Genomic DNA, 18150 nt, shown 5'->3' on the forward strand with positions numbered 1-18150 from the left:
AGCGAATGAAAAAGAGAGAAAGAAGGTGGAGTGATGGAGCACCCCCATCAAGTCGTCGGGCGCGTCAAACGTGTGCTCTTTTCTTCTGAAGAAGAAGCACACTCCATTGTATTGGTCGCCGTCAAAGAAAAGAACTTTGAACTGAAAGAAACTGAGCTCGTCATCACGGGTACAGGGGTTGGAATCGAACTCGGAGGAACGTATCAAGCATTCGGTCGTCTCGTTGATCATCCTCGCTTCGGAAAACAACTGAAGGCGGAGCTGATTCGTCGATCGGTTCCGATGACAAAACATGCGACGATCCGCTTCTTGACGAATGGTTCGTTCACCGGCATCGGTCCGAAGACAGCGAAAAATATCGTCGATGCTCTCGGAGAAGAGGCAGTGGATCTTATTTTGAAGGATGAACGGGTACTGAATCAGGTGCCTGGGTTAAAACAAAAACAAGCTGACATCATCTTGAGTCGACTCGCTACGTTATACGGTGTCGATCAGTTGATGCTGTTTCTAGCGCCGTTTGATGTTACACCGAAGCTAGCGGCAAAGATTTATGCTGCTTACGAAGGGGACGCCATGGCGCGAATACGAGAGAATCCATATTCCTTGATGTATGAAGTGAATGGGATTGGTTTTAAGACAGCCGATCATATCGCATCACATCTTGGACTCGTCGGATTACACCCGGAGCGCGTCGCTGCTTCGATCATGCACATATTAGAACAAGAAGCAGGAGAGGGACATGCCTTTGCGACAGTCGACTCGCTATTGCAACGGGCGCCCCGGTTGCTTGGTGAAGACCCAGGGGAGCGGCTGGAACAAGCGATTGAACTGTTACTCGCTGAAGATAAAGTTAAGCTCGAAGAAGGCTGTTTGTATTTACCGACGATCTTTTATGCGGAAGTCCGAGCTGCAAAGGAACTGGCACGGGTCATGGCGAACGGTGCCGAACAGGAAGTCGATGTTGCGACGATCCTTGAAGCGATCGGTCATCTCGAAGAACAGTTCGGCATGGAATATGCGGCACAACAGCGGGAAGCGATCGAGTTAGCGGTCAAAGCGCCGCTGATGGTTCTGACCGGTGGACCAGGTACCGGTAAGACGACCGTCATCAAGGGGATTTTGCATGCCTTGCAAGAAATTCATGACTGGCCGCTTGAGAAAAGTCGCGTCAAGACGGGCGATGTTTATCCGTATGTCCTTGTCGCACCGACCGGACGCGCCGCTAAACGTCTATCGGAAGCGACGGACGTGCCGGCGATGACGATTCACCGCTTGTTAAAGTATGACGGAACGAATTTCCAATTAAATGAAGATCAGCCGATCACGGGAAAAGTACTGATCATCGATGAGTCGTCGATGATTGATATCTACTTGTTATCAAGTCTGCTCCGTGCTGTGCCGAACGGCATGAAAATCTTGTTCGTCGGTGACCGCGATCAATTGCCATCCGTCGGTCCGGGACAAGTCCTCGCTGACTTGATGGATACAGAAGGGATTCCCGTCGTTCGTTTGAACGTCGTCCATCGTCAAGCGGAAGATTCTTCGATTTTACGGCTCGCGCACGATTTGAAGAACCGGACGACGTCTGCTGATTTATTATCACCACTGGCGGATCGCCGCTTTTACACCGCGTCTCCGCAAGAGACGTTACGCGGCATCTCGGCTTTCGCGGAAAAGGCACTTGCAAAAGGGTATTCGAAATTCGATGTTCAGGTTCTTGCACCGACTTACCGTGGTCAGGTTGGAATCGACGAACTGAATGTCGCCTTGCAACGCGTCTACAATCCGGAGGAACCAAAGAAACGCGAAGTCAAACAAGGGACGCGGATTTACCGGACCGGGGACAAGATTCTCCAGCTCGTCAACAATGCGGAAGAGAACGTCTATAACGGAGATATCGGCGAAATCGTCAATATTTTCTTCGCCAAAGAAAACGTCGACAAGGTCGATAAGATCATCGCCCGCTTCGACCAGACGGAAGTCGAGTACAATCGAAGTGACTGGGATCAATTCACGCATGCCTACGCGATTACGATTCACAAGGCGCAAGGGTCCGAGTTTCCGATCGTCTTGATGCCGGTCTATTTCACGGGGGCATTCAAGCATTCCCGAAACTTGATTTATACGGCGGTCACCCGGGCGAAGTCGAGTTTATTATTGTTCGGCGACCCACGAGCGTTTCATAAAGCGTCGCAAGAAGAGGAACCACGGCGCCGAACACGATTGATTGAACGACTCGGTGGGGTGACAAAGACTTGACGGATGCTGTGTGATAGGTAATAATCACGATAGATGAATGGACGTAACACGTTGATGGAAGATAAGTAAAAGGAAAACTCGAGTCCAGAGAGAAGTGAGTCTGCTGCAATCACTTTCTCGAGTTCCTTTGAAGCTCCTTCCGGAGTCGGGTGTAAACACCTGCGGGTCATCCCCGTTATCAGATGTTCGAGGTAAGCAATGGATTGCTTACGAACGAGGGTGGTACCACGGAAGCGATGCTTTCGTCCCTTTTCAGGGATGAAGGCATCGCTTTTTTGCGTCCAAATAAAACCAATGGGGGTAACTGTTCATGAAAGCTCTAAAACCATTAACGGGTGCACAAATCCGTCAGATGTATCTTGATTTCTTCCAAAGCAAAGGGCATGCAATCGAACCGAGTGCTTCACTCGTACCGGTCGAGGATCCATCGCTCTTGTGGATCAACTCAGGGGTTGCGACACTCAAGAAGTATTTCGATGGTCGTGTCATTCCTGATAATCCACGTATCGTCAACGCACAAAAATCAATCCGGACGAACGATATCGAAAACGTCGGGAAAACAGCACGTCACCATACGTTCTTCGAGATGCTCGGAAACTTCTCTGTCGGTGATTACTTCCGTGAAGATGCGATCAAATGGGGCTGGGAACTCTTAACGAGTGATGACTGGTACGGTCTTGACCCGGAACGTCTCTCGGTCACGATTCATCCGGAAGATGACGCAGCGCGTCAAATCTGGCTTGAACTCGGCGTACCGGCTGAGCGGATCATTCCACTTGAAGATAACTTCTGGGAAATCGGTGAAGGTCCATCTGGTCCGAACACGGAAATCTTCTTCGACCGTGGACCTGCTTTTGGAGACGATCCGAACGATTCAGAACTTTACCCAGGTGGCGAAAACGAACGCTATCTCGAGATCTGGAATATCGTTTTCAGTCAGTATAACCACGATGGACACGGCAACTACACGGAACTTCCGCGTAAAAACATCGATACAGGAATGGGACTCGAACGGATGGCATGTGTCATGCAGGACGTGCCGACGAACTTCGATACGGATCTGTTCATGCCGATCATTCACAAAACAGAAGAAATCAGCGGTAAAATCTACCGTGATGATTCGAAACTCGATGTAGCATTCAAGGTTATCGCAGACCACATCCGTACCGTATCATTCGCAATCGGTGATGGTGCGCTTCCTTCGAATGAAGGTCGTGGATATGTCCTTCGTCGTTTACTACGCCGTGCGGTTCGTTATGCGAAGATGCTTGGAATCGAGCGTCCGTTCATGTATGAACTCGTCGATACGGTCGGGAACGTCATGGTCGACTTCTACCCGCAAGTGCCAGAAAAAGCGGACTTTATCAAACGTGTCATCAAAAACGAAGAAGAACGTTTCCATGAGACACTTCATGACGGTCTTGCAATCTTGAACACGGTCGCTCAGACGTCTAAGGCAAACGGTGAGCATGTCATCAGTGGTGAAGATGCGTTCCGTCTATATGACACATATGGTTTCCCGCTCGAATTGACAGTCGAGTATGCGGAAGATCATCAGATGTCTGTTGATGAAGAAGGCTTCAAACTAGCGATGGATGCACAACGTCAACGGGCACGTGCAGCGCGTGAAGAGAGTGGTTCGATGCAACAGCAATCGGAAGTCCTCTCGACGCTTAAAGATAAGAGTACGTTCGTCGGCTATACCGACCTTAAGGCGGATGCGAAAATCATCGCATTGTTGCATGATGGAGAACGAGTCACAGAAGTCGCTGCTGGTGAAGAAGCACAAGTCATTCTCGACATCACACCGTTCTACGCTGAAAGTGGTGGTGAAGTCGCGGATACAGGAACAATCGAAGGTAAAGACTTCGTTCTTGATGTCAAAGATGTTCAAAAAGCACCAAACGGTCAAAACTTGCATACGGTCATCGTTCGTACAGGGATCGCAACGGAAGCTGCAGACGTCGTTGCAACGGTCGAAGCAGCAGAGCGTAAAGCCGTCACGAAAAACCATACGGCAACTCATTTGCTTCACAAAGCATTGAAAGATACGCTCGGAACACACGTCAACCAAGCGGGATCACTCGTTTCTCCAGACCGTCTTCGCTTCGACTTCTCACACTTCGGTGCAGTGACACAAGAAGAGTTGACGAAGATTGAACAAGACGTCAACCAAGCAATCTGGGCATCACTACCGGTTGATATCGAAGAGATGAACATCGCTGATGCAAAAGCAAAAGGCGCAATGGCATTGTTTGGTGAGAAGTACGGTGAAACGGTCCGTGTCGTCTCAGCAGGCACATACTCGATCGAATTGTGTGGCGGTATCCACGTCGGGAACACAGCAGAAATCGGCTTGTTCAAGATCGTTTCAGAGTCCGGGATCGGTGCAGGTACACGCCGAATCGAAGCGGTAACGGGGGCAGGCGCATATCGTGTCATGAATCAACACTTGGAAACACTCGAACAAGCAGCAGCTGTCTTGAAGACGAAGACGACAGAAGTTCCTGTTCGCATTGAAGCACTGCAACAACAGCTCCGTGAGACGGAACGGGCAAACGAATCGTTGCAAGCAAAACTCGCGAACATCGAAGCAGCTTCACTTAAAGACGATGTTGAAGAAATCAACGGTGTGCGTGTGCTTGCGAAACGTGTCGACGTCTCAGATATGGACGCCCTTCGCGGCATGATGGACGAGTTGAAGAGCTCACTCGGATCAGCAATCATCGTACTCGGTAGTGCGCAAGGTGAGAAAGTCAATCTTGTTGCAAGCGTCTCAAAAGATTTAATCGACCAAGGCTATCATGCCGGTAAATTGATCAAGGAAGTCGCAACACGCTGCGGTGGTGGCGGTGGCGGTCGCCCTGACATGGCTCAAGCTGGTGGAAAAGATGCGTCGAAATTAGAAGAAGCACTCGCGTACGCTTCACAATACGTGCAATCACTGGCATAATAGAAACGTAGTGTATATGAAAGAGGTGATGAACGTGAGTCAGATGGATCAAACGATGAAATTCAACTTTCCGGAAGACGATAACAAAGCAGCGACACGTGATGTGTTGTTGACGGTCTATCATGCTTTAGAAGAAAAAGGATATCATCCGATCAACCAAATCGTCGGCTATCTCCTTTCAGGAGATCCTGCTTACATTCCTCGTCATAATGACGCACGTAACTTAATTCGTAAGATTGAACGCGACGAATTGCTCGAAGAACTCGTGAAATCTTATTTGGCGGAGAGTGGAAATTCAAAATGAAACGTGCAATGGGACTAGATGTCGGTTCGAAGACGATCGGGGTAGCGGTCAGTGACTTGATGGGCTGGACGGCGCAAGGCGTCGAGACGGTCAAGTGGACGGAACCGGATTATCCAGAAGCCTTCAAACGGCTCGATGTCATCATGAAGACATACAATGTCGAAATCCTAGTCATTGGTCTTCCGAAAAACATGAACGGTTCCATCGGTCCCCGCGCAGAAGCAAGTGAAGCTTTTGCGAAGGAAATCGAACAGCATACCGGGCTTGAAGTCGTCTTCATGGATGAACGGTTGACGACGATGCAAGCAGAACGGATGCTGATCGATGCCGATGTCAGTCGTAAAAAGCGTAAACAAGTCATCGATAAGATGGCTGCCGTCATGATCCTGCAATCGTACTTGGATCGGACGAACCGATGAAGGGGGAGAAACCGATGGCTGAAGAAAAACGTCAGTATCTCTTTCCAGATGAAGAGGGCGGCGAACATCTTTTCGAAGAATGGTACCGTTACTCGAGTGAACGTACAGGAAAAACCTATCTGTTTCTTGAAATGATCGGTAACCCTGACGAAGGAGCAGATGATCTGATCATCTGTGAGATCGATGAATATGGAGAAGGCGAAGATGATTTCGAATTGAGCCTGATCGATGAAAATGATGAGCAAACTTGGGATGAACTCGAGCTTGCGTTAAAGGAGCGGATCACTGATGCAACAGAATGAACCAACACGTTACGTAATTCCGGACGGCGAAGGAAATGATTTCGAATTCGTAGAACGTCTGCGTTATGAAAGCCCACGTTCGAGCAAGACATACATCTTCCTCGAGCCAATCGGAGCAGACTATGACGAAGCAGAAGAAGTCGACATCTTCGTTTACGAACTCGACGAATACGGTGATGGAGACAACGACTTCAATCTCGTACCAATCGATGAAGACGATACAGCGACTTGGGATGAAATCGAAGAAGTCTTTAACACGCTCGAAGACCAGTTAGACTAACCCGACTCATGACAGGTGACGTCGTAAGAGACTTTCTCTTACGATGTCACCTTGTTTTAAGAGAAGAAGGAGGAACCGATGGAGAACGAATGGAAGCAAAATGCTGAAATCGAAAAAAGGCGACGCCGGACATCACGCCGGATTACGCTAATCATCCTTTCTGTATTGTTGACGATTTTTCTAGTTACCAGTGCGGTCGTCTATGTCTTTTTGAAAAATGCGCTTGAACCAGTCGATGAAACAGCGACGAAATCCGTCAAAGTCGAAATTCCTTTAGGAGCAGGGACGAGTTCGATTGCTTCTTTACTAAAGGAAAAAGACTTAATCGCAAACGAGACGATTTTCCGTTACTACGTCCGTTACAAGAATGAATCGTCATTCCAGGCGGGTACGTATACACTGTCACAAGCCATGTCCCCGGATGAAATCATCAATGAATTAAAGACGGGAACGGTCATGAAGGCAGCGGATGTGAAGATCACGTTACCTGAAGGCATCACGATGGATCGTCAAATCGCTTTGATCGCGAAAGCAACGAACTTCAAGGAAGAGACGATCCGTAAAGAATTGACGGATGCGACATTCATTGACAGTATGATTGAAAAATATCCGATGTTGACGGATGAAGTGAAGAAGAATGGTGTCCTGTATGCACTTGAAGGTTACCTCTTCCCAGCAACATATGAGTTTGATAAAGGAAAAAGCATTGATCAAATCGTCGAGACGATGCTCGATGAAACAGAAAAAGTCTACGATGAGAATGCGGATGCCATTCAAAAATCAGGCATGACCTTCCATGAAGTACTCAGTCTCGGTTCCATGGTCGAGCGTGAAGCGGCAACACCAGATGATCGTCGTGAAATCGCGGGTGTCTTTAAAAATCGATTGGATGACGGCATGAAGTTACAGTCGGATCCAACGGTTTGGTATGGCACAGGTGAAAATACGGCTTTAACGACGCTGAAGGATCTCGAGAACAATTCGAAGTACAACACGTACAAGTACGAGGGGATTCCGATTGGTCCGATTTCAACGGTCAGCAAAGATTCGGTACTTGCCGTATTAAATCCGAATAAAACGAAATATGTCTATTTCTTCGCCCGTCCACCAAGTGATAAACATCCACGAGGACAGATTCTATACGAAGAGACATATGAAGAACATCAACGAAACGTCGTGAAGTATAAGCCGGAATGGGTGGAATACGAAGCGAGTAAAGAGCAATGAGCAACGGGTTGGGTTGAAGCGGGAAGTTCGCTTCAAGTCAACCTGTTTATGCGGAAGAGGGAGTGAATGGCGTGAATGATTTCACGACCTATGTCGAATCAATGATTCATCCTCGAGATGCTCTGTTAGAAGAAATGGAGCGTTATGCGGAAGAACATCATATACCAATCATCGAACTGACAGGTTCCGAAGTCTTGTTATCGCTCCTGCGATTACAACAACCGAAGCGTATTCTAGAAGTCGGAACCGCAATCGGATATAGTGCGATTCGGATGGCCCGAGCGCTACCGGATGCGCGCATTACGACGATTGAACGAAATGCAAAGCGGTATGAAGAAGCAAAAACCTTCATCGCCCGGTCAGATGTGGCGGACCGGATTGACATCATTTTTGGTGATGCAGTAGAATTAGCCGAAACGCTTGAAGACCAGTTCGATGCGGTCTTCATTGATGCAGCTAAAGGACAGTATAAAAAATTCTTTGCAGGATATGGGCGACTCATTCCTGAGGGCGGCGTGCTCTATACGGATAATCTCTTCTTACACGGAGATGTCCTCGAGTCTGATCCGAAAACATTCGATCGAAGAAGACGTCGACTCGTTCGTCTCGTCAAGGAATTCACGGTCTGGATGATGGAACAAGAACAATACGATACGACGATTTTTCCGCTCGGTGACGGTGTATCCGTCAGTCGGAAAAAGTCGAAATGATGGAGGAACGAATGACATGCAAAAACCGGTAGTAATTGGTGTAGCGGGCGGAACGGGTTCAGGGAAGACGACGGTGGCACGTTCACTCGTCGATGCGTTCCCAAGTGAATCAATCGTCATGATTGAGCAGGACGCGTATTATAAAGATCAAAGCGATTTATCAATGGAGGAGCGGTATCAGACAAACTATGATCACCCGTTCGCTTTTGATAATGGTCTGTTGATTGAGCACATTCAGTCGCTCCGTGAAAACATTGCCGTTGAAAAACCGGTATATGACTATGTCGCCCACACGCGGGCACAAGAAACGATTCGTCTCGAACCACGCGATGTCATCATCGTAGAAGGAATTTTAGCGCTTGAAGACGAACGGTTACGGGAACTAATGGATATCAAGGTGTTCGTCGATACGGATGCGGACGTTCGCATTCTGCGTCGGATGCAACGCGATATCAACGAACGTGGACGTTCAATCGACTCAGTCGTTGAACAGTACACGAATGTCGTTCGTCCGATGCATCTGCAGTTCTGTGAACCAACAAAACGGTATGCGGACATCATCGTACCGGAAGGCGGCGAGAATCATGTCGCGATCGATTTACTCGTGACGAAGATTCGAGCGATTCTTGATTATCGTTCAGCACTCGATCAAAGAGGATATTGATTCCAAAAAAGATGTGAATATACTATACTAGTGGAATAAAAAGGAGCGTGACAAAAATGGCAGAAAAGCAATACTACATGACGCTTGAAGGTAAAGCGAACATTGAAAATGAATTGAATGAATTGAAGTCAGTCCGCCGGAAAGAAGTCGTCGAGAACATCAAGATCGCCCGTTCGTTCGGTGACCTTTCAGAGAACGCTGAGTACGATTCAGCAAAAGAAGAGCAAGCGATGGTCGAAGGCCGAATCGCTCAACTTGAAGAGATGCTTCGTAATGTTGCTATCATCTCAGAAGAAGAGAAGGATATCTCGGTCGTCGGTATCGGAACGACAGTCACTTTCTTGAGTGTCGAAGATAACGAAGAAGATACGTACACGATCGTCGGTAGTGCCGAAGCAGATCCGTTCACAGGTAAAATCTCGAACGAATCACCAATCGCGAAAAGTTTAATGGGGCACCAAGTCGGAGATCAAGTCTCTGTACCAGCACCAGGCGGCGAATACGCAGTAAAAATTACATCGATCAAATAAAGAACACAGGAGCCGGAGCAATCCGGCTTTCTGTTTGATGGAGGAATGGACCATGCCAATCGCAATCATCGGCGCAATGGAAGAGGAAGTCAACTTATTGCGTAATGAGTTATCAGAACGTAAAGATACAGTCATCGCAAACTATCATTTTTATGAAGGGCTTTTAAATAGCGTTCCTGTCGTCATCTTGAAGTCAGGAATCGGGAAAGTGAACGCTGCGATCGGGACGACATTATTGCTAGACCACTATAAACCAAGTGCTGTCATCAATACGGGTTCAGCAGGTGGATTCAAGGAAGGCTTAACGGTCGGGGATGTCGTCGTCTCAACAGAAGTACGTCATCACGACGTCGACGTGACGGCATTTGGATACGAATATGGACAGGTACCTGGAATGCCAGCTGCCTATCAAGCAGATCCGAAGCTTGTTGCGACGGCAGAAGCCGTCATCGAGCGGATGGATGCGATTCGCGTCGTTCATGGATTGATTGCGACAGGCGATTCATTCATCCACGATTCAGAGCGCTCTGCTCAAATCAAGGCGCACTTCCCAGAAGTCGCAGCCGTCGAGATGGAAGCAGCACCAATCGCCCAGGTCTGTCATCAGTTTGGTGTTCCGTTCGTCGTAACGCGGTCGATTTCAGATAGCGCCAATGAAGAAGCGTCACTCTCGTTTGATGAATTCCTCGAGATTGCGTCAATCAATTCCGCTAAAATGGTCATGGAAGTCGTACGGACGTTAGCAGAATGAGGTATGGGGGAAGGGCACGGGAGACCATGCTCTTCCTTTTTTCTTTGACAAAAACATATTAACGCTTTATATTAGTACCAGATACTAATAACAAAAGGGGATGCCTTATGAAGATCGGGATTGTAGGATTAGGAACGTCTTTGCCGTCACGCCGCGTGACGAACGATGAATTAGCAACGACGCTCGATACGAGCGATGAATGGATTCGGACACGGACAGGAATCGGGGCACGACGGATTGCAGCCGATGATGTGGATGTCACTGACTTAGCGACAGAAGCTGCTCAGAAAGCGCTTGATGATGCTGGATTGACAGTAGAGGACATCGGGTTGATCGTCGTCGGAACGGCAACAGGACGAGCATTTCCGTCTACTGCCTGTATCGTTCAAGAGCGTCTTGGAGCACGCGGAGCGACTGCATTCGATATTAGTGCGGCATGTAGTGGTTTCATCTTTGCATTACAAACAGCTGCTAGCATGTTAGCAACAGTCGAAGGAAAACATGCGCTCGTCATCGGCGCTGAAAAAATGTCGAGCATCGTCGACTGGTCAGACCGGTCAACAGCGATTTTATTCGGGGACGGTGCAGGAGCGGTCGTCATCGGACAAACTGAGCAAGAGGGGCTAAATGCTTTTGAACTCGGGACAGACGGACGTGGCGCTCATCTGTTGTTTAAGGACATCGATGGACCAATCGAGATGAATGGTCGTGAAGTCTTTAAGTTCGCCGTTCGTAAACTACCGGAAATCGTTGAAAAAGTCATTCAAAAAGCGGATAGTACGCTCGAAAACATCGATATCTTGATTCCGCATCAGGCAAACCTGCGAATTATCGATGCAGCGTGCGAACGACTGCATATACCACAAGAGAAAGTCATCGTCACTATCGATGAGCATGCGAATACATCGGCTGCTTCGATCCCACTTGCACTCGAAGAAGCACGTCAACAAGGACGCCTGACACCAGGTACGAAACTTGTACTTGCTGGATTCGGTGCCGGATTGACTTGGGGAGCAGCATACATTACTTGGACTAAAGGAGAGAACACATAAGATGATGAGAAAACGCGTTGTAGTCACAGGAATCGGAGCACTGACACCAATCGGGAACGATGCCGATACATTCTGGAAAGCATTAAAAGAAGGAACGAACGGGATTCGTCCGATGGAACGTCTCGATATCGATGAGTATCCGACGAAGGTCACTGGCGAATTGCAGAACTTCGACGTGACAGAATTCATCGAGGCGAAAGAAGCACGCAAGATGGACCGCTTCGTTCATTACTCACTTGTCGCAAGCATGGAAGCTGTAAAAGATGCTGAAATTGATATCAAGTCGATTGCTGAACGTGCAGGTGTCTGGATTGGATCAGGAATCGGTGGCGTGGAGACAATCGAGAAACAAGCGAAGATTTATTTCGAGCGTGGACACCGTCGTGTCAGCCCGTTCTTCATTCCGATGATGATTCCGAACATGGCAAGCGGTCAGGTATCGATCTATACCGGAGCCAAGGGGCCGAATAACTGTTCTGTCACAGCATGTGCTTCAGGAACGAATGCCATCGGGGAAGCACTTCGTGTCATCGAACGGGGCGATGCAGATGTCATGATCGCTGGTGGAGCGGAAGCGCCAATCACGAACTTAGCGTTTGCCGGTTTTTGTTCCAACAAAGCGATGTCAACGAATCATGATCCTGAGACAGCAAGCCGTCCGTTTGACGAAGGGCGTGATGGATTCGTCATGGGAGAAGGAGCAGGCATCTTGATTCTTGAAGAGTACGAGCATGCGGTAGCACGTGGCGCAAAAATCTATGCCGAAGTCAGTGGGTATGGATTAACAGCTGACGCTTACCATATTACGGCTCCAGATCCAGATGGAGACGGTGGAGCGCGTGCGATGGCAATGGCAATTCAAGATGCAGGTATCGCACCAGAAGCAGTCGGATACATCAATGCACACGGAACGAGCACACCGATGAACGACATTCTTGAAACCAAAGCAATCCACAGTGTTTTCGGTGAACAGGCAAAACAACTCGTCGTCAACTCGACGAAATCGATGATTGGTCACTTACTTGGTGGCGCTGGTGGCGTCGAGGCGATTGCGACGATCAAATCGTTACAAGAACAAACCGTTCACCCGACGATTCATCTCAAACAGCCGAGTGAAGGCTGTGATCTTGATTACGTGACGGAAGGTGCACGGAGCGTCGAATTGAATTACGCCCTGAGCAACTCGCTTGGGTTCGGTGGACACAACGCATCACTCGTCTTCAAACGTTACGAAGCTTAAGCGTAAGCGATTCCCTTGGAAAAACGAGGGGGTCGCTTTTTTGCTGATTTTCTGATTCAATAGAGAAATGCGTGTTTGACGCAGAAAGGAGTCGTTTATGACTAACATCACAAGAAAAACATCAATCCTGATACTGATCCTATTTTTATTGATTGGTCTCAGTGGTACGCTTATATATCGTCTATCATCATCTCAAAAGACGAAAACAGATCAGGAAACCCAAGCAGTGAAGGTTGAATTAATTGAATCAGCACTCCCGAAGACATCCGATATTGCGTTAGCGACGGATAGCCGTTCTCAGACACTGTTAGCACAACTGTATGAAGGATTATATGTTTTTACTTCTGGAACATCCGTCCGTAGAGGATTGGCACAGGATATGTCAGTCTCAAAGGATCGTCTGACGTATACGATTCAACTCAAACAAACGAAAAATGCGCAGGGGCAGCCGATCACGGCACAAGACTTTGTCGATAGTTTCCGACGTGTCGCAGCTAATAAAACAAATTCTCCTTATGGTTTTTTATTTGAAGTGTTTGAAAATGGACGTGCCGTCAATGACGGAAAGATGAAGCCAGAGCGTTTAGGTGTAAAGGCGAAAGGACGCGATCAACTTGTCATCACGCTGAATCAGCCGGTTTCAAATCTAAAAGAATTACTCGCGATGTCCGTCTTTTATCCCCAACCGGAGTCCAAGAAGTGGCAAGACCTTACGGGTAATGGTGCGTTTACACTAGAACAGATGTCTAAAAACGGATACACGCTTAAGAAAAACAACCAGTATCATCAACAAAATGTTGTCACAGTCGAAGAAGTGAAAAGCCGCATCATCTCTGATCATCAGACGCAATGGAGTACGTATGAGAACAGTAAAGCAGCGATTCTGCCGTTACAAGAGAGTGTTGAGACACAAGAAGATCAAGTCTCTCGCCCAACCTATCAAAAAAAGCGGAGTGGTGTCTTTTATATTGCATTTAATCAAAAAAATGAAGCCTTCCGTGAAAAGACACTCCGAAAACGGATTGCTCACGCTTTGATGGAAAAAGAGTCCGTTCGACTTCCTTTAGGATATGCAGGCATTCCGACGAATCGATTCGTCGTCACCGATACGAACGTATTAATGTCAGAACCGGTACAAGTAAAAAAAGAAAATGGTAAACAACAGAAGAAACAACGAATCGAGATGCTGAACTTCGAGGACCCACAGGCGAAGCGGATTGGTCAACAACTTGAGACGTATCTTGAGAGACAGTTGCCTGATATTGATATCGTTCTTAAACCCGTTGCGATTGAAGAGAAGATCGATAAAGAACAGTCGGCTCAGTACGCGATGACGTTAACGGGATGGATGCCGGATTATCCAGGTCCACTTGCATATTTGAACCAGTTCGTCTCAGATAATCCGTTAAATTCCGTAAACTATCAATCCGACACGTACGATCAAATAATTGAAAAAGCACGGCAGGTACGAGAGATGAAGAAAAAACAGGCGTTATATCATCAAGCTGAAAGGCAGTTAATCCATCAAGATGCCGTCATCGTTCCTTTGTATCAGACGACAGAGAAATTATATGTTTCTGATACGATTCAAGGAATCGAAGTACCGATTTATGGACCGGAATACCTACTTCGTGCAATGAAAATTCTAAAATAATCACTGAGCTGGGACCATTTTTTCGTAAGGTCCCAGTCTTTTTTGAAAAAATATTTAGAAAAATCGGATAAAAGGTTTGCAAAATTATCAGAACATTGTAAACTATTTGTAACGAAGGGTTTGATTCGAATATAGTAATTCTTTTTTTTTCGGTCAAAAACCTGACAGTATCATTTTTAGAAACCTAGGGGGGTCATCGTAACATGAAGAAGAAAAGTTTTGCTTTAGCTACATCGGTAGCTCTCGTATCAAGTGCGTTCCTCGCAGCTTGTTCGACAACGGATTCAGGCGACAAATCGGGCGACACAGGTTCAGACAAAAAATCTAGTGATCAAACGCTTAACTTGATCGAAGGTTCGGATATCCCGACACTTAACCCGACGACTTCAACAGATGCAGTTTCATTCAACGTGTTGAACAACACGATGGAAGGTCTTTACCGTCTTGATGACAAACAGCAACCAACACCAGGTATCGCTGAAAGTCATACAGTCTCAGACGACAAATTAACATACACGTTCAAATTACGTGATGCGAAATGGTCTGACGGTACTCCAATCACAGCTAAAGACTTCGAATATGCATGGAAAGAAGTTCTTAATCCAGAGAACGCTTCACAGTATGCATATGTCTTCTACAACATCGAAGGTGCAGAAGAATACAACACGAAAAAAGGCGAGCGTGATGCTGTTGGTGTCAAAGCAATCGACGACAAAACGTTCGAAGTTAAGTTAAAAGCACCTGCAGATTACTTCCTCGGACTCACTGGATTCGGACCATTCATGCCGAAATCAGAAGAACTCTCGAAGAAAATCGGAAAAGACTTCGGTTCGACTGCAGACAAATCGCTCTATAACGGACCATTCAAATTAACAGAGTGGACACGTGAGCAAGGCTGGAAAATGGTCAAAAACGATAACTACTGGGATAAAGATGCCGTTAAACTTAAAACGATTAACGTTAAGGTCGTTAAAGAAGTTGCAACTGGTGTTAACCTTTACGAAAAAGGTGACATCGATCGCACAGGTTTAACATCTGAGTTCGTTGCCCAGTTCAAAGATAATAAAGAATTCAAAACAAAAGGTGAATCAACAATCTTCTACCTCTACCTCAACACGAAGGTAAAAGCGCTTGATAACGAAAAAATCCGTCGCGCAATCGACATGGGTTACGATAAAAAAGGGATCACGGATGTTATCCTCGCAAACGGATCACTTCCAGCGAACTATCTCGTACCAAAAGATTTCGCGAAAGATGCTGACGGGAAAGATTTCCGCGACAAGTATCCTGGATTCAACGAATACAATGCAGACGAAGCGAAAAAACTCTGGGAAGAGGGCTTAAAGGAAATCGGTCAAAAATCGGTTGATCTTGAACTCTTGAACTACGATAGCGATGATTCGAAAAAAATCGGTGAGTTCTTGAAAGGTGAACTTGAGAAAAACCTTCCAGGTATGAAGGTCACAATCAAACAACAACCATTCAAAAACAAACTTGATCTTGAAAATAAAGGGGACTTCCAATTCTCGCTCGCGGGCTGGGGACCTGACTACCAAGATCCGATGACGTTCCTCGATCTCTTCTTGACAGACGGACCATACAACCGTGGTAAGTGGTCAAATGAAGAGTATGATAAACTCATCAAAGATGCTCAAACACAAACAGATGCAACGAAACGTTGGTCTGAATTGCAAGAAGCTGAGAAAATCCTTCTCGAATCTGCAGCAATCTCACCTGTTTATCAGCGTGGACGTGCATTCCTCGTTAAACCATACGTCAAAGGTGTCGTCGAGCATAACTTCGGCGCAGACTTCTCGTACAAATGGGCTTCGATCGAAGGAAAATAAGCAAAATAAAAACTACTTCCGATTTCATTCGGAAGTAGTTTTTTGTTTGGAGATATCAAAAAAGACCGGAGCATTCCGATCTCTTTTGGAGGAGGACTTATTTTTTTACTTTAGCACGCTTCCGTTGTAAGCCCATTGCCTTCTCGATTTTCGCAATCTTTTTAGCAGCAACGGCTTCAGCACGGTCACGCCCAGCATCAAGAATCTGATCGAGTTCTTCCGAATCAATCAATTCATAATAGCGTTGTTGAATCGGTTCAAGTTCCGAAATAATAGCTTCCGCGACATCTGCTTTAAATGTTCCATAGTTCGATCCTACATATTTTGCTTCAAGATCTGGAATCGAGATACCAGCGAGCAGGGAATAGATTTCAAGTAAATTCGATACACCTGGTTTGTTTTCGCGATCGAATTTGACGATACCTTCCGAGTCCGTGACGGCTGATTTCACTTTTTTACGAATGACATCTGGTGCGTCAAGCATCGAGATGAAGCCTTTCGGATTCTGATCAGATTTTGACATCTTTTTATCTGGCGTCGTCAGACTCATGATTCGTGCTCCTGACTCAGCGATGATTGGTTCTGGTAATGTGAACGTCTCATAGTAACGGCTATTAAAACGTTGAGCCAAATCACGCGTTAACTCAATATGTTGTTTTTGGTCATCACCGACCGGAACGAGTTCCGCATCATAGAGTAGGATATCAGCTGCCATGAGTGTCGGGTAGACGAACAACCCTGCTCCAATCCGCTCTTTTCCTTGTGATTTATCTTTATACTGTGTCATACGCTCCAGTTCACCCATCCCGGAGAGACACGTCAACATCCAGCCGAGTTGCGCATGCGCTTTGACTTCTGATTGAACGAAGATCGTTGATTTTTCTGGGTTCAGACCACTTGCGATATAAAGTGCAGCAAGGGCGCGTGTATTGTTCATCAGTTCGACACGATCGATATCGACCGTGATCGAGTGCAAGTCGACGACGCAATAATACGCATCATGACCATCCTGTAAATTCACGAAGTGTTTCATCGCACCTAAGTAATTTCCGAGTGTCACTGTTCCTGTTGGTTTGATACCTGAGAAAATCGTTTTCATAATGAAATCCCTCCAAATAATAAAAATCAATAAAAAAACGCCCCTTGAAAAATCAAGGGACGAGTTATCGCGTTGCCACCCAAGTTGCTATTTACATAGCCGCTCAATTTGCTGTAATGGGCAAACCCATCTGACTCTACTTGATTCGAATCAGCCACTCGAAAGTCCATTCACGTAGGTCTCACCTGTCCATTTCCAGCACCATGGACTCTCTGAAAGGGATGTACCTAAGTTACTACTCTTTGTCGTCGTGTTTTCTTGTTTAATTCACTTAAGTTTACCATACGATAGAAGGCACGTCACGGTGATTTCGATTAAAAGTAAGAGATGATCAGCGATACGATGATGAAGATAATACCGCTAGAAATATAGGGTTTCGTTCGGGCAGAAGCCCGGTTTTGCTTTTTACGGAGGACTTCTTCCTCTTCGTCATCATCTTCGTAGTAATCACCATCAATCTCTCGAAGCTTCGCTTCCCGTTGTTTTTTAAATCCGGCTGTCATGCCACGGAAGAAGCCGTTAGCCGACATGTTGGAAAAGAATCCGATTGCCATAAGCAAAAAGCCTCCAATGAATAATCCACCAGATAGATGGTACAAAATACCGTGCGTCGAATCGGTGATAGTCGCCCATATCGTATAAAGTAAGACTAGAATGACCGCAATGATGACCGGTCGGAAATAGGTCGATCGCATGAAAATCCCCCTTAAATGCATTGATAACCTTAGTATACGAAATTTTTAATCCTGTTACGAATCGGTAACAAACGAATGATGCAAAATAGCAAATAGTGTGACTATTTACTTGACGTTAATGCTATTCTCACATAAAATCAATTTATCACTTCGTTTAAGTTTTT

At 46.5% G+C, this 18150-nt stretch carries 17 protein-coding genes and 2 other annotated features; of the genes, 15 read left to right on the forward strand and 2 right to left on the reverse strand.

Annotated features, from left to right (window positions below; translation table 11 throughout):
- The first annotated feature begins 33 nt into the window (after positions 1-33).
- The 15 genes from recD2 to ITJ88_RS03635 all read left to right on the forward strand — a co-directional run bounded on the left by recD2 (position 34) and on the right by ITJ88_RS03635 (position 16192).
- Positions 34-2259, forward strand: coding sequence for an SF1B family DNA helicase RecD2 (gene recD2 / locus ITJ88_RS03565; RefSeq protein WP_023468913.1), 2226 nt, complete (start codon positions 34-36; stop codon positions 2257-2259).
- A 42-nt stretch (positions 2260-2301) separates the two neighbouring features.
- Positions 2302-2512: a binding site (T-box leader), on the forward strand.
- Between the two features lie 57 nt (positions 2513-2569).
- Positions 2570-5212 carry an alanine--tRNA ligase gene (alaS, locus tag ITJ88_RS03570; RefSeq protein WP_064299570.1) on the forward strand — a complete coding sequence of 881 codons (2643 nt, stop codon included), beginning with the start codon at positions 2570-2572 and terminating at the stop codon, positions 5210-5212.
- A 34-nt stretch (positions 5213-5246) separates the two neighbouring features.
- Complete coding sequence (locus tag ITJ88_RS03575; protein WP_029342229.1) at positions 5247-5516, forward strand: IreB family regulatory phosphoprotein; 270 nt, start codon at positions 5247-5249, stop codon at positions 5514-5516.
- The gene (ruvX, locus tag ITJ88_RS03580) at positions 5513-5935 is read left to right on the forward strand and encodes a Holliday junction resolvase RuvX (protein WP_023468910.1); all 423 of its coding nucleotides are present in this window, start codon (positions 5513-5515) and stop codon (positions 5933-5935) included. The genes ITJ88_RS03575 and ruvX overlap by 4 nt, the downstream gene beginning before the upstream one ends.
- A gap of 14 nt (positions 5936-5949) precedes the next feature.
- Complete coding sequence (locus ITJ88_RS03585) at positions 5950-6237, forward strand: DUF1292 domain-containing protein (RefSeq protein ID WP_023468909.1); 288 nt, start codon at positions 5950-5952, stop codon at positions 6235-6237.
- The gene (locus tag ITJ88_RS03590) at positions 6224-6517 is read left to right on the forward strand and encodes a DUF1292 domain-containing protein (RefSeq protein WP_023468908.1); all 294 of its coding nucleotides are present in this window, start codon (positions 6224-6226) and stop codon (positions 6515-6517) included. The genes ITJ88_RS03585 and ITJ88_RS03590 overlap by 14 nt, the downstream gene beginning before the upstream one ends.
- Before the next feature lie 78 nt (positions 6518-6595).
- Positions 6596-7744 (forward strand): endolytic transglycosylase MltG, encoded by a 1149-nt coding sequence (gene mltG, locus ITJ88_RS03595; protein WP_195864684.1) that lies wholly within the window; start codon positions 6596-6598, stop codon positions 7742-7744.
- Positions 7745-7815: 71 nt separating this feature from the next.
- Positions 7816-8454: an O-methyltransferase gene (locus ITJ88_RS03600; protein ID WP_023468906.1), complete on the forward strand. Its 639-nt coding sequence runs from the start codon at positions 7816-7818 to the stop codon at positions 8452-8454.
- 16 nt (positions 8455-8470) lie between these two features.
- Entirely contained in the window at positions 8471-9118 is a 648-nt protein-coding gene (udk, locus tag ITJ88_RS03605) for a uridine kinase (protein WP_023468905.1), read from the forward strand.
- 56 nt (positions 9119-9174) lie between these two features.
- A complete protein-coding gene (greA, locus tag ITJ88_RS03610; protein ID WP_029342224.1) occupies positions 9175-9648 on the forward strand; it encodes a transcription elongation factor GreA in 474 nt (157 codons plus the stop codon).
- Between the two features lie 52 nt (positions 9649-9700).
- Entirely contained in the window at positions 9701-10399 is a 699-nt protein-coding gene (gene mtnN, locus ITJ88_RS03615; protein ID WP_023468903.1) for a 5'-methylthioadenosine/S-adenosylhomocysteine nucleosidase, read from the forward strand.
- Between the two features lie 107 nt (positions 10400-10506).
- The gene (locus ITJ88_RS03620) at positions 10507-11451 is read left to right on the forward strand and encodes a beta-ketoacyl-ACP synthase III (protein ID WP_195864685.1); all 945 of its coding nucleotides are present in this window, start codon (positions 10507-10509) and stop codon (positions 11449-11451) included.
- Position 11452: 1 nt separating this feature from the next.
- Positions 11453-12691: a beta-ketoacyl-ACP synthase II gene (gene fabF / locus ITJ88_RS03625; protein WP_195864686.1), complete on the forward strand. Its 1239-nt coding sequence runs from the start codon at positions 11453-11455 to the stop codon at positions 12689-12691.
- Positions 12692-12788: 97 nt separating this feature from the next.
- Positions 12789-14345 (forward strand): peptide ABC transporter substrate-binding protein, encoded by a 1557-nt coding sequence (locus ITJ88_RS03630; RefSeq protein ID WP_195864687.1) that lies wholly within the window; start codon positions 12789-12791, stop codon positions 14343-14345.
- A gap of 203 nt (positions 14346-14548) precedes the next feature.
- On the forward strand, positions 14549-16192 hold the full coding sequence (locus tag ITJ88_RS03635) for a peptide ABC transporter substrate-binding protein (RefSeq protein WP_195864688.1): 1644 nt from the start codon (positions 14549-14551) through the stop codon (positions 16190-16192).
- A gap of 97 nt (positions 16193-16289) precedes the next feature.
- On the opposite strand, the gene trpS is transcribed toward ITJ88_RS03635, so the two are convergent.
- Positions 16290-17291 (reverse strand): tryptophan--tRNA ligase, encoded by a 1002-nt coding sequence (trpS, locus tag ITJ88_RS03640; protein WP_195864689.1) that lies wholly within the window; start codon positions 17289-17291, stop codon positions 16290-16292.
- Positions 17292-17343: 52 nt separating this feature from the next.
- Positions 17344-17549 (reverse strand) — a binding site (T-box leader).
- A 56-nt stretch (positions 17550-17605) separates the two neighbouring features.
- A complete protein-coding gene (locus tag ITJ88_RS03645) occupies positions 17606-17986 on the reverse strand; it encodes a DUF3899 domain-containing protein (protein ID WP_195864690.1) in 381 nt (126 codons plus the stop codon).
- Positions 17987-18150: the final 164 nt, after the last annotated feature.

It is taken from the genome of Exiguobacterium abrahamii (assembly GCF_015645365.1).
GTDB lineage: Bacteria > Bacillota > Bacilli > Exiguobacteriales > Exiguobacteriaceae > Exiguobacterium_A > Exiguobacterium_A abrahamii.

What these genes read in the sequence shown, in the direction of transcription:
- greA (WP_029342224.1), top strand. Translation starts at nt 9,175, where the DNA reads ATGGCAGAAAAGCAATACTACATGACGCTTGAAGGTAAAGCGAACATT.
- mtnN (WP_023468903.1), top strand. Translation starts at nt 9,701, where the DNA reads ATGCCAATCGCAATCATCGGCGCAATGGAAGAGGAAGTCAACTTATTG.
- ruvX (WP_023468910.1), top strand. Translation starts at nt 5,513, where the DNA reads ATGAAACGTGCAATGGGACTAGATGTCGGTTCGAAGACGATCGGGGTA.
- ITJ88_RS03585 (WP_023468909.1), top strand. Translation starts at nt 5,950, where the DNA reads ATGGCTGAAGAAAAACGTCAGTATCTCTTTCCAGATGAAGAGGGCGGC.
- ITJ88_RS03620 (WP_195864685.1), top strand. Translation starts at nt 10,507, where the DNA reads ATGAAGATCGGGATTGTAGGATTAGGAACGTCTTTGCCGTCACGCCGC.
- ITJ88_RS03635 (WP_195864688.1), top strand. Translation starts at nt 14,549, where the DNA reads ATGAAGAAGAAAAGTTTTGCTTTAGCTACATCGGTAGCTCTCGTATCA.
- ITJ88_RS03645 (WP_195864690.1), bottom strand. Translation starts at nt 17,986, where the DNA reads ATGCGATCGACCTATTTCCGACCGGTCATCATTGCGGTCATTCTAGTC.
- recD2 (WP_023468913.1), top strand. Translation starts at nt 34, where the DNA reads ATGGAGCACCCCCATCAAGTCGTCGGGCGCGTCAAACGTGTGCTCTTT.
- ITJ88_RS03630 (WP_195864687.1), top strand. Translation starts at nt 12,789, where the DNA reads ATGACTAACATCACAAGAAAAACATCAATCCTGATACTGATCCTATTT.
- alaS (WP_064299570.1), top strand. Translation starts at nt 2,570, where the DNA reads ATGAAAGCTCTAAAACCATTAACGGGTGCACAAATCCGTCAGATGTAT.
- ITJ88_RS03590 (WP_023468908.1), top strand. Translation starts at nt 6,224, where the DNA reads ATGCAACAGAATGAACCAACACGTTACGTAATTCCGGACGGCGAAGGA.
- mltG (WP_195864684.1), top strand. Translation starts at nt 6,596, where the DNA reads ATGGAGAACGAATGGAAGCAAAATGCTGAAATCGAAAAAAGGCGACGC.
- fabF (WP_195864686.1), top strand. Translation starts at nt 11,453, where the DNA reads ATGATGAGAAAACGCGTTGTAGTCACAGGAATCGGAGCACTGACACCA.
- udk (WP_023468905.1), top strand. Translation starts at nt 8,471, where the DNA reads ATGCAAAAACCGGTAGTAATTGGTGTAGCGGGCGGAACGGGTTCAGGG.
- trpS (WP_195864689.1), bottom strand. Translation starts at nt 17,291, where the DNA reads ATGAAAACGATTTTCTCAGGTATCAAACCAACAGGAACAGTGACACTC.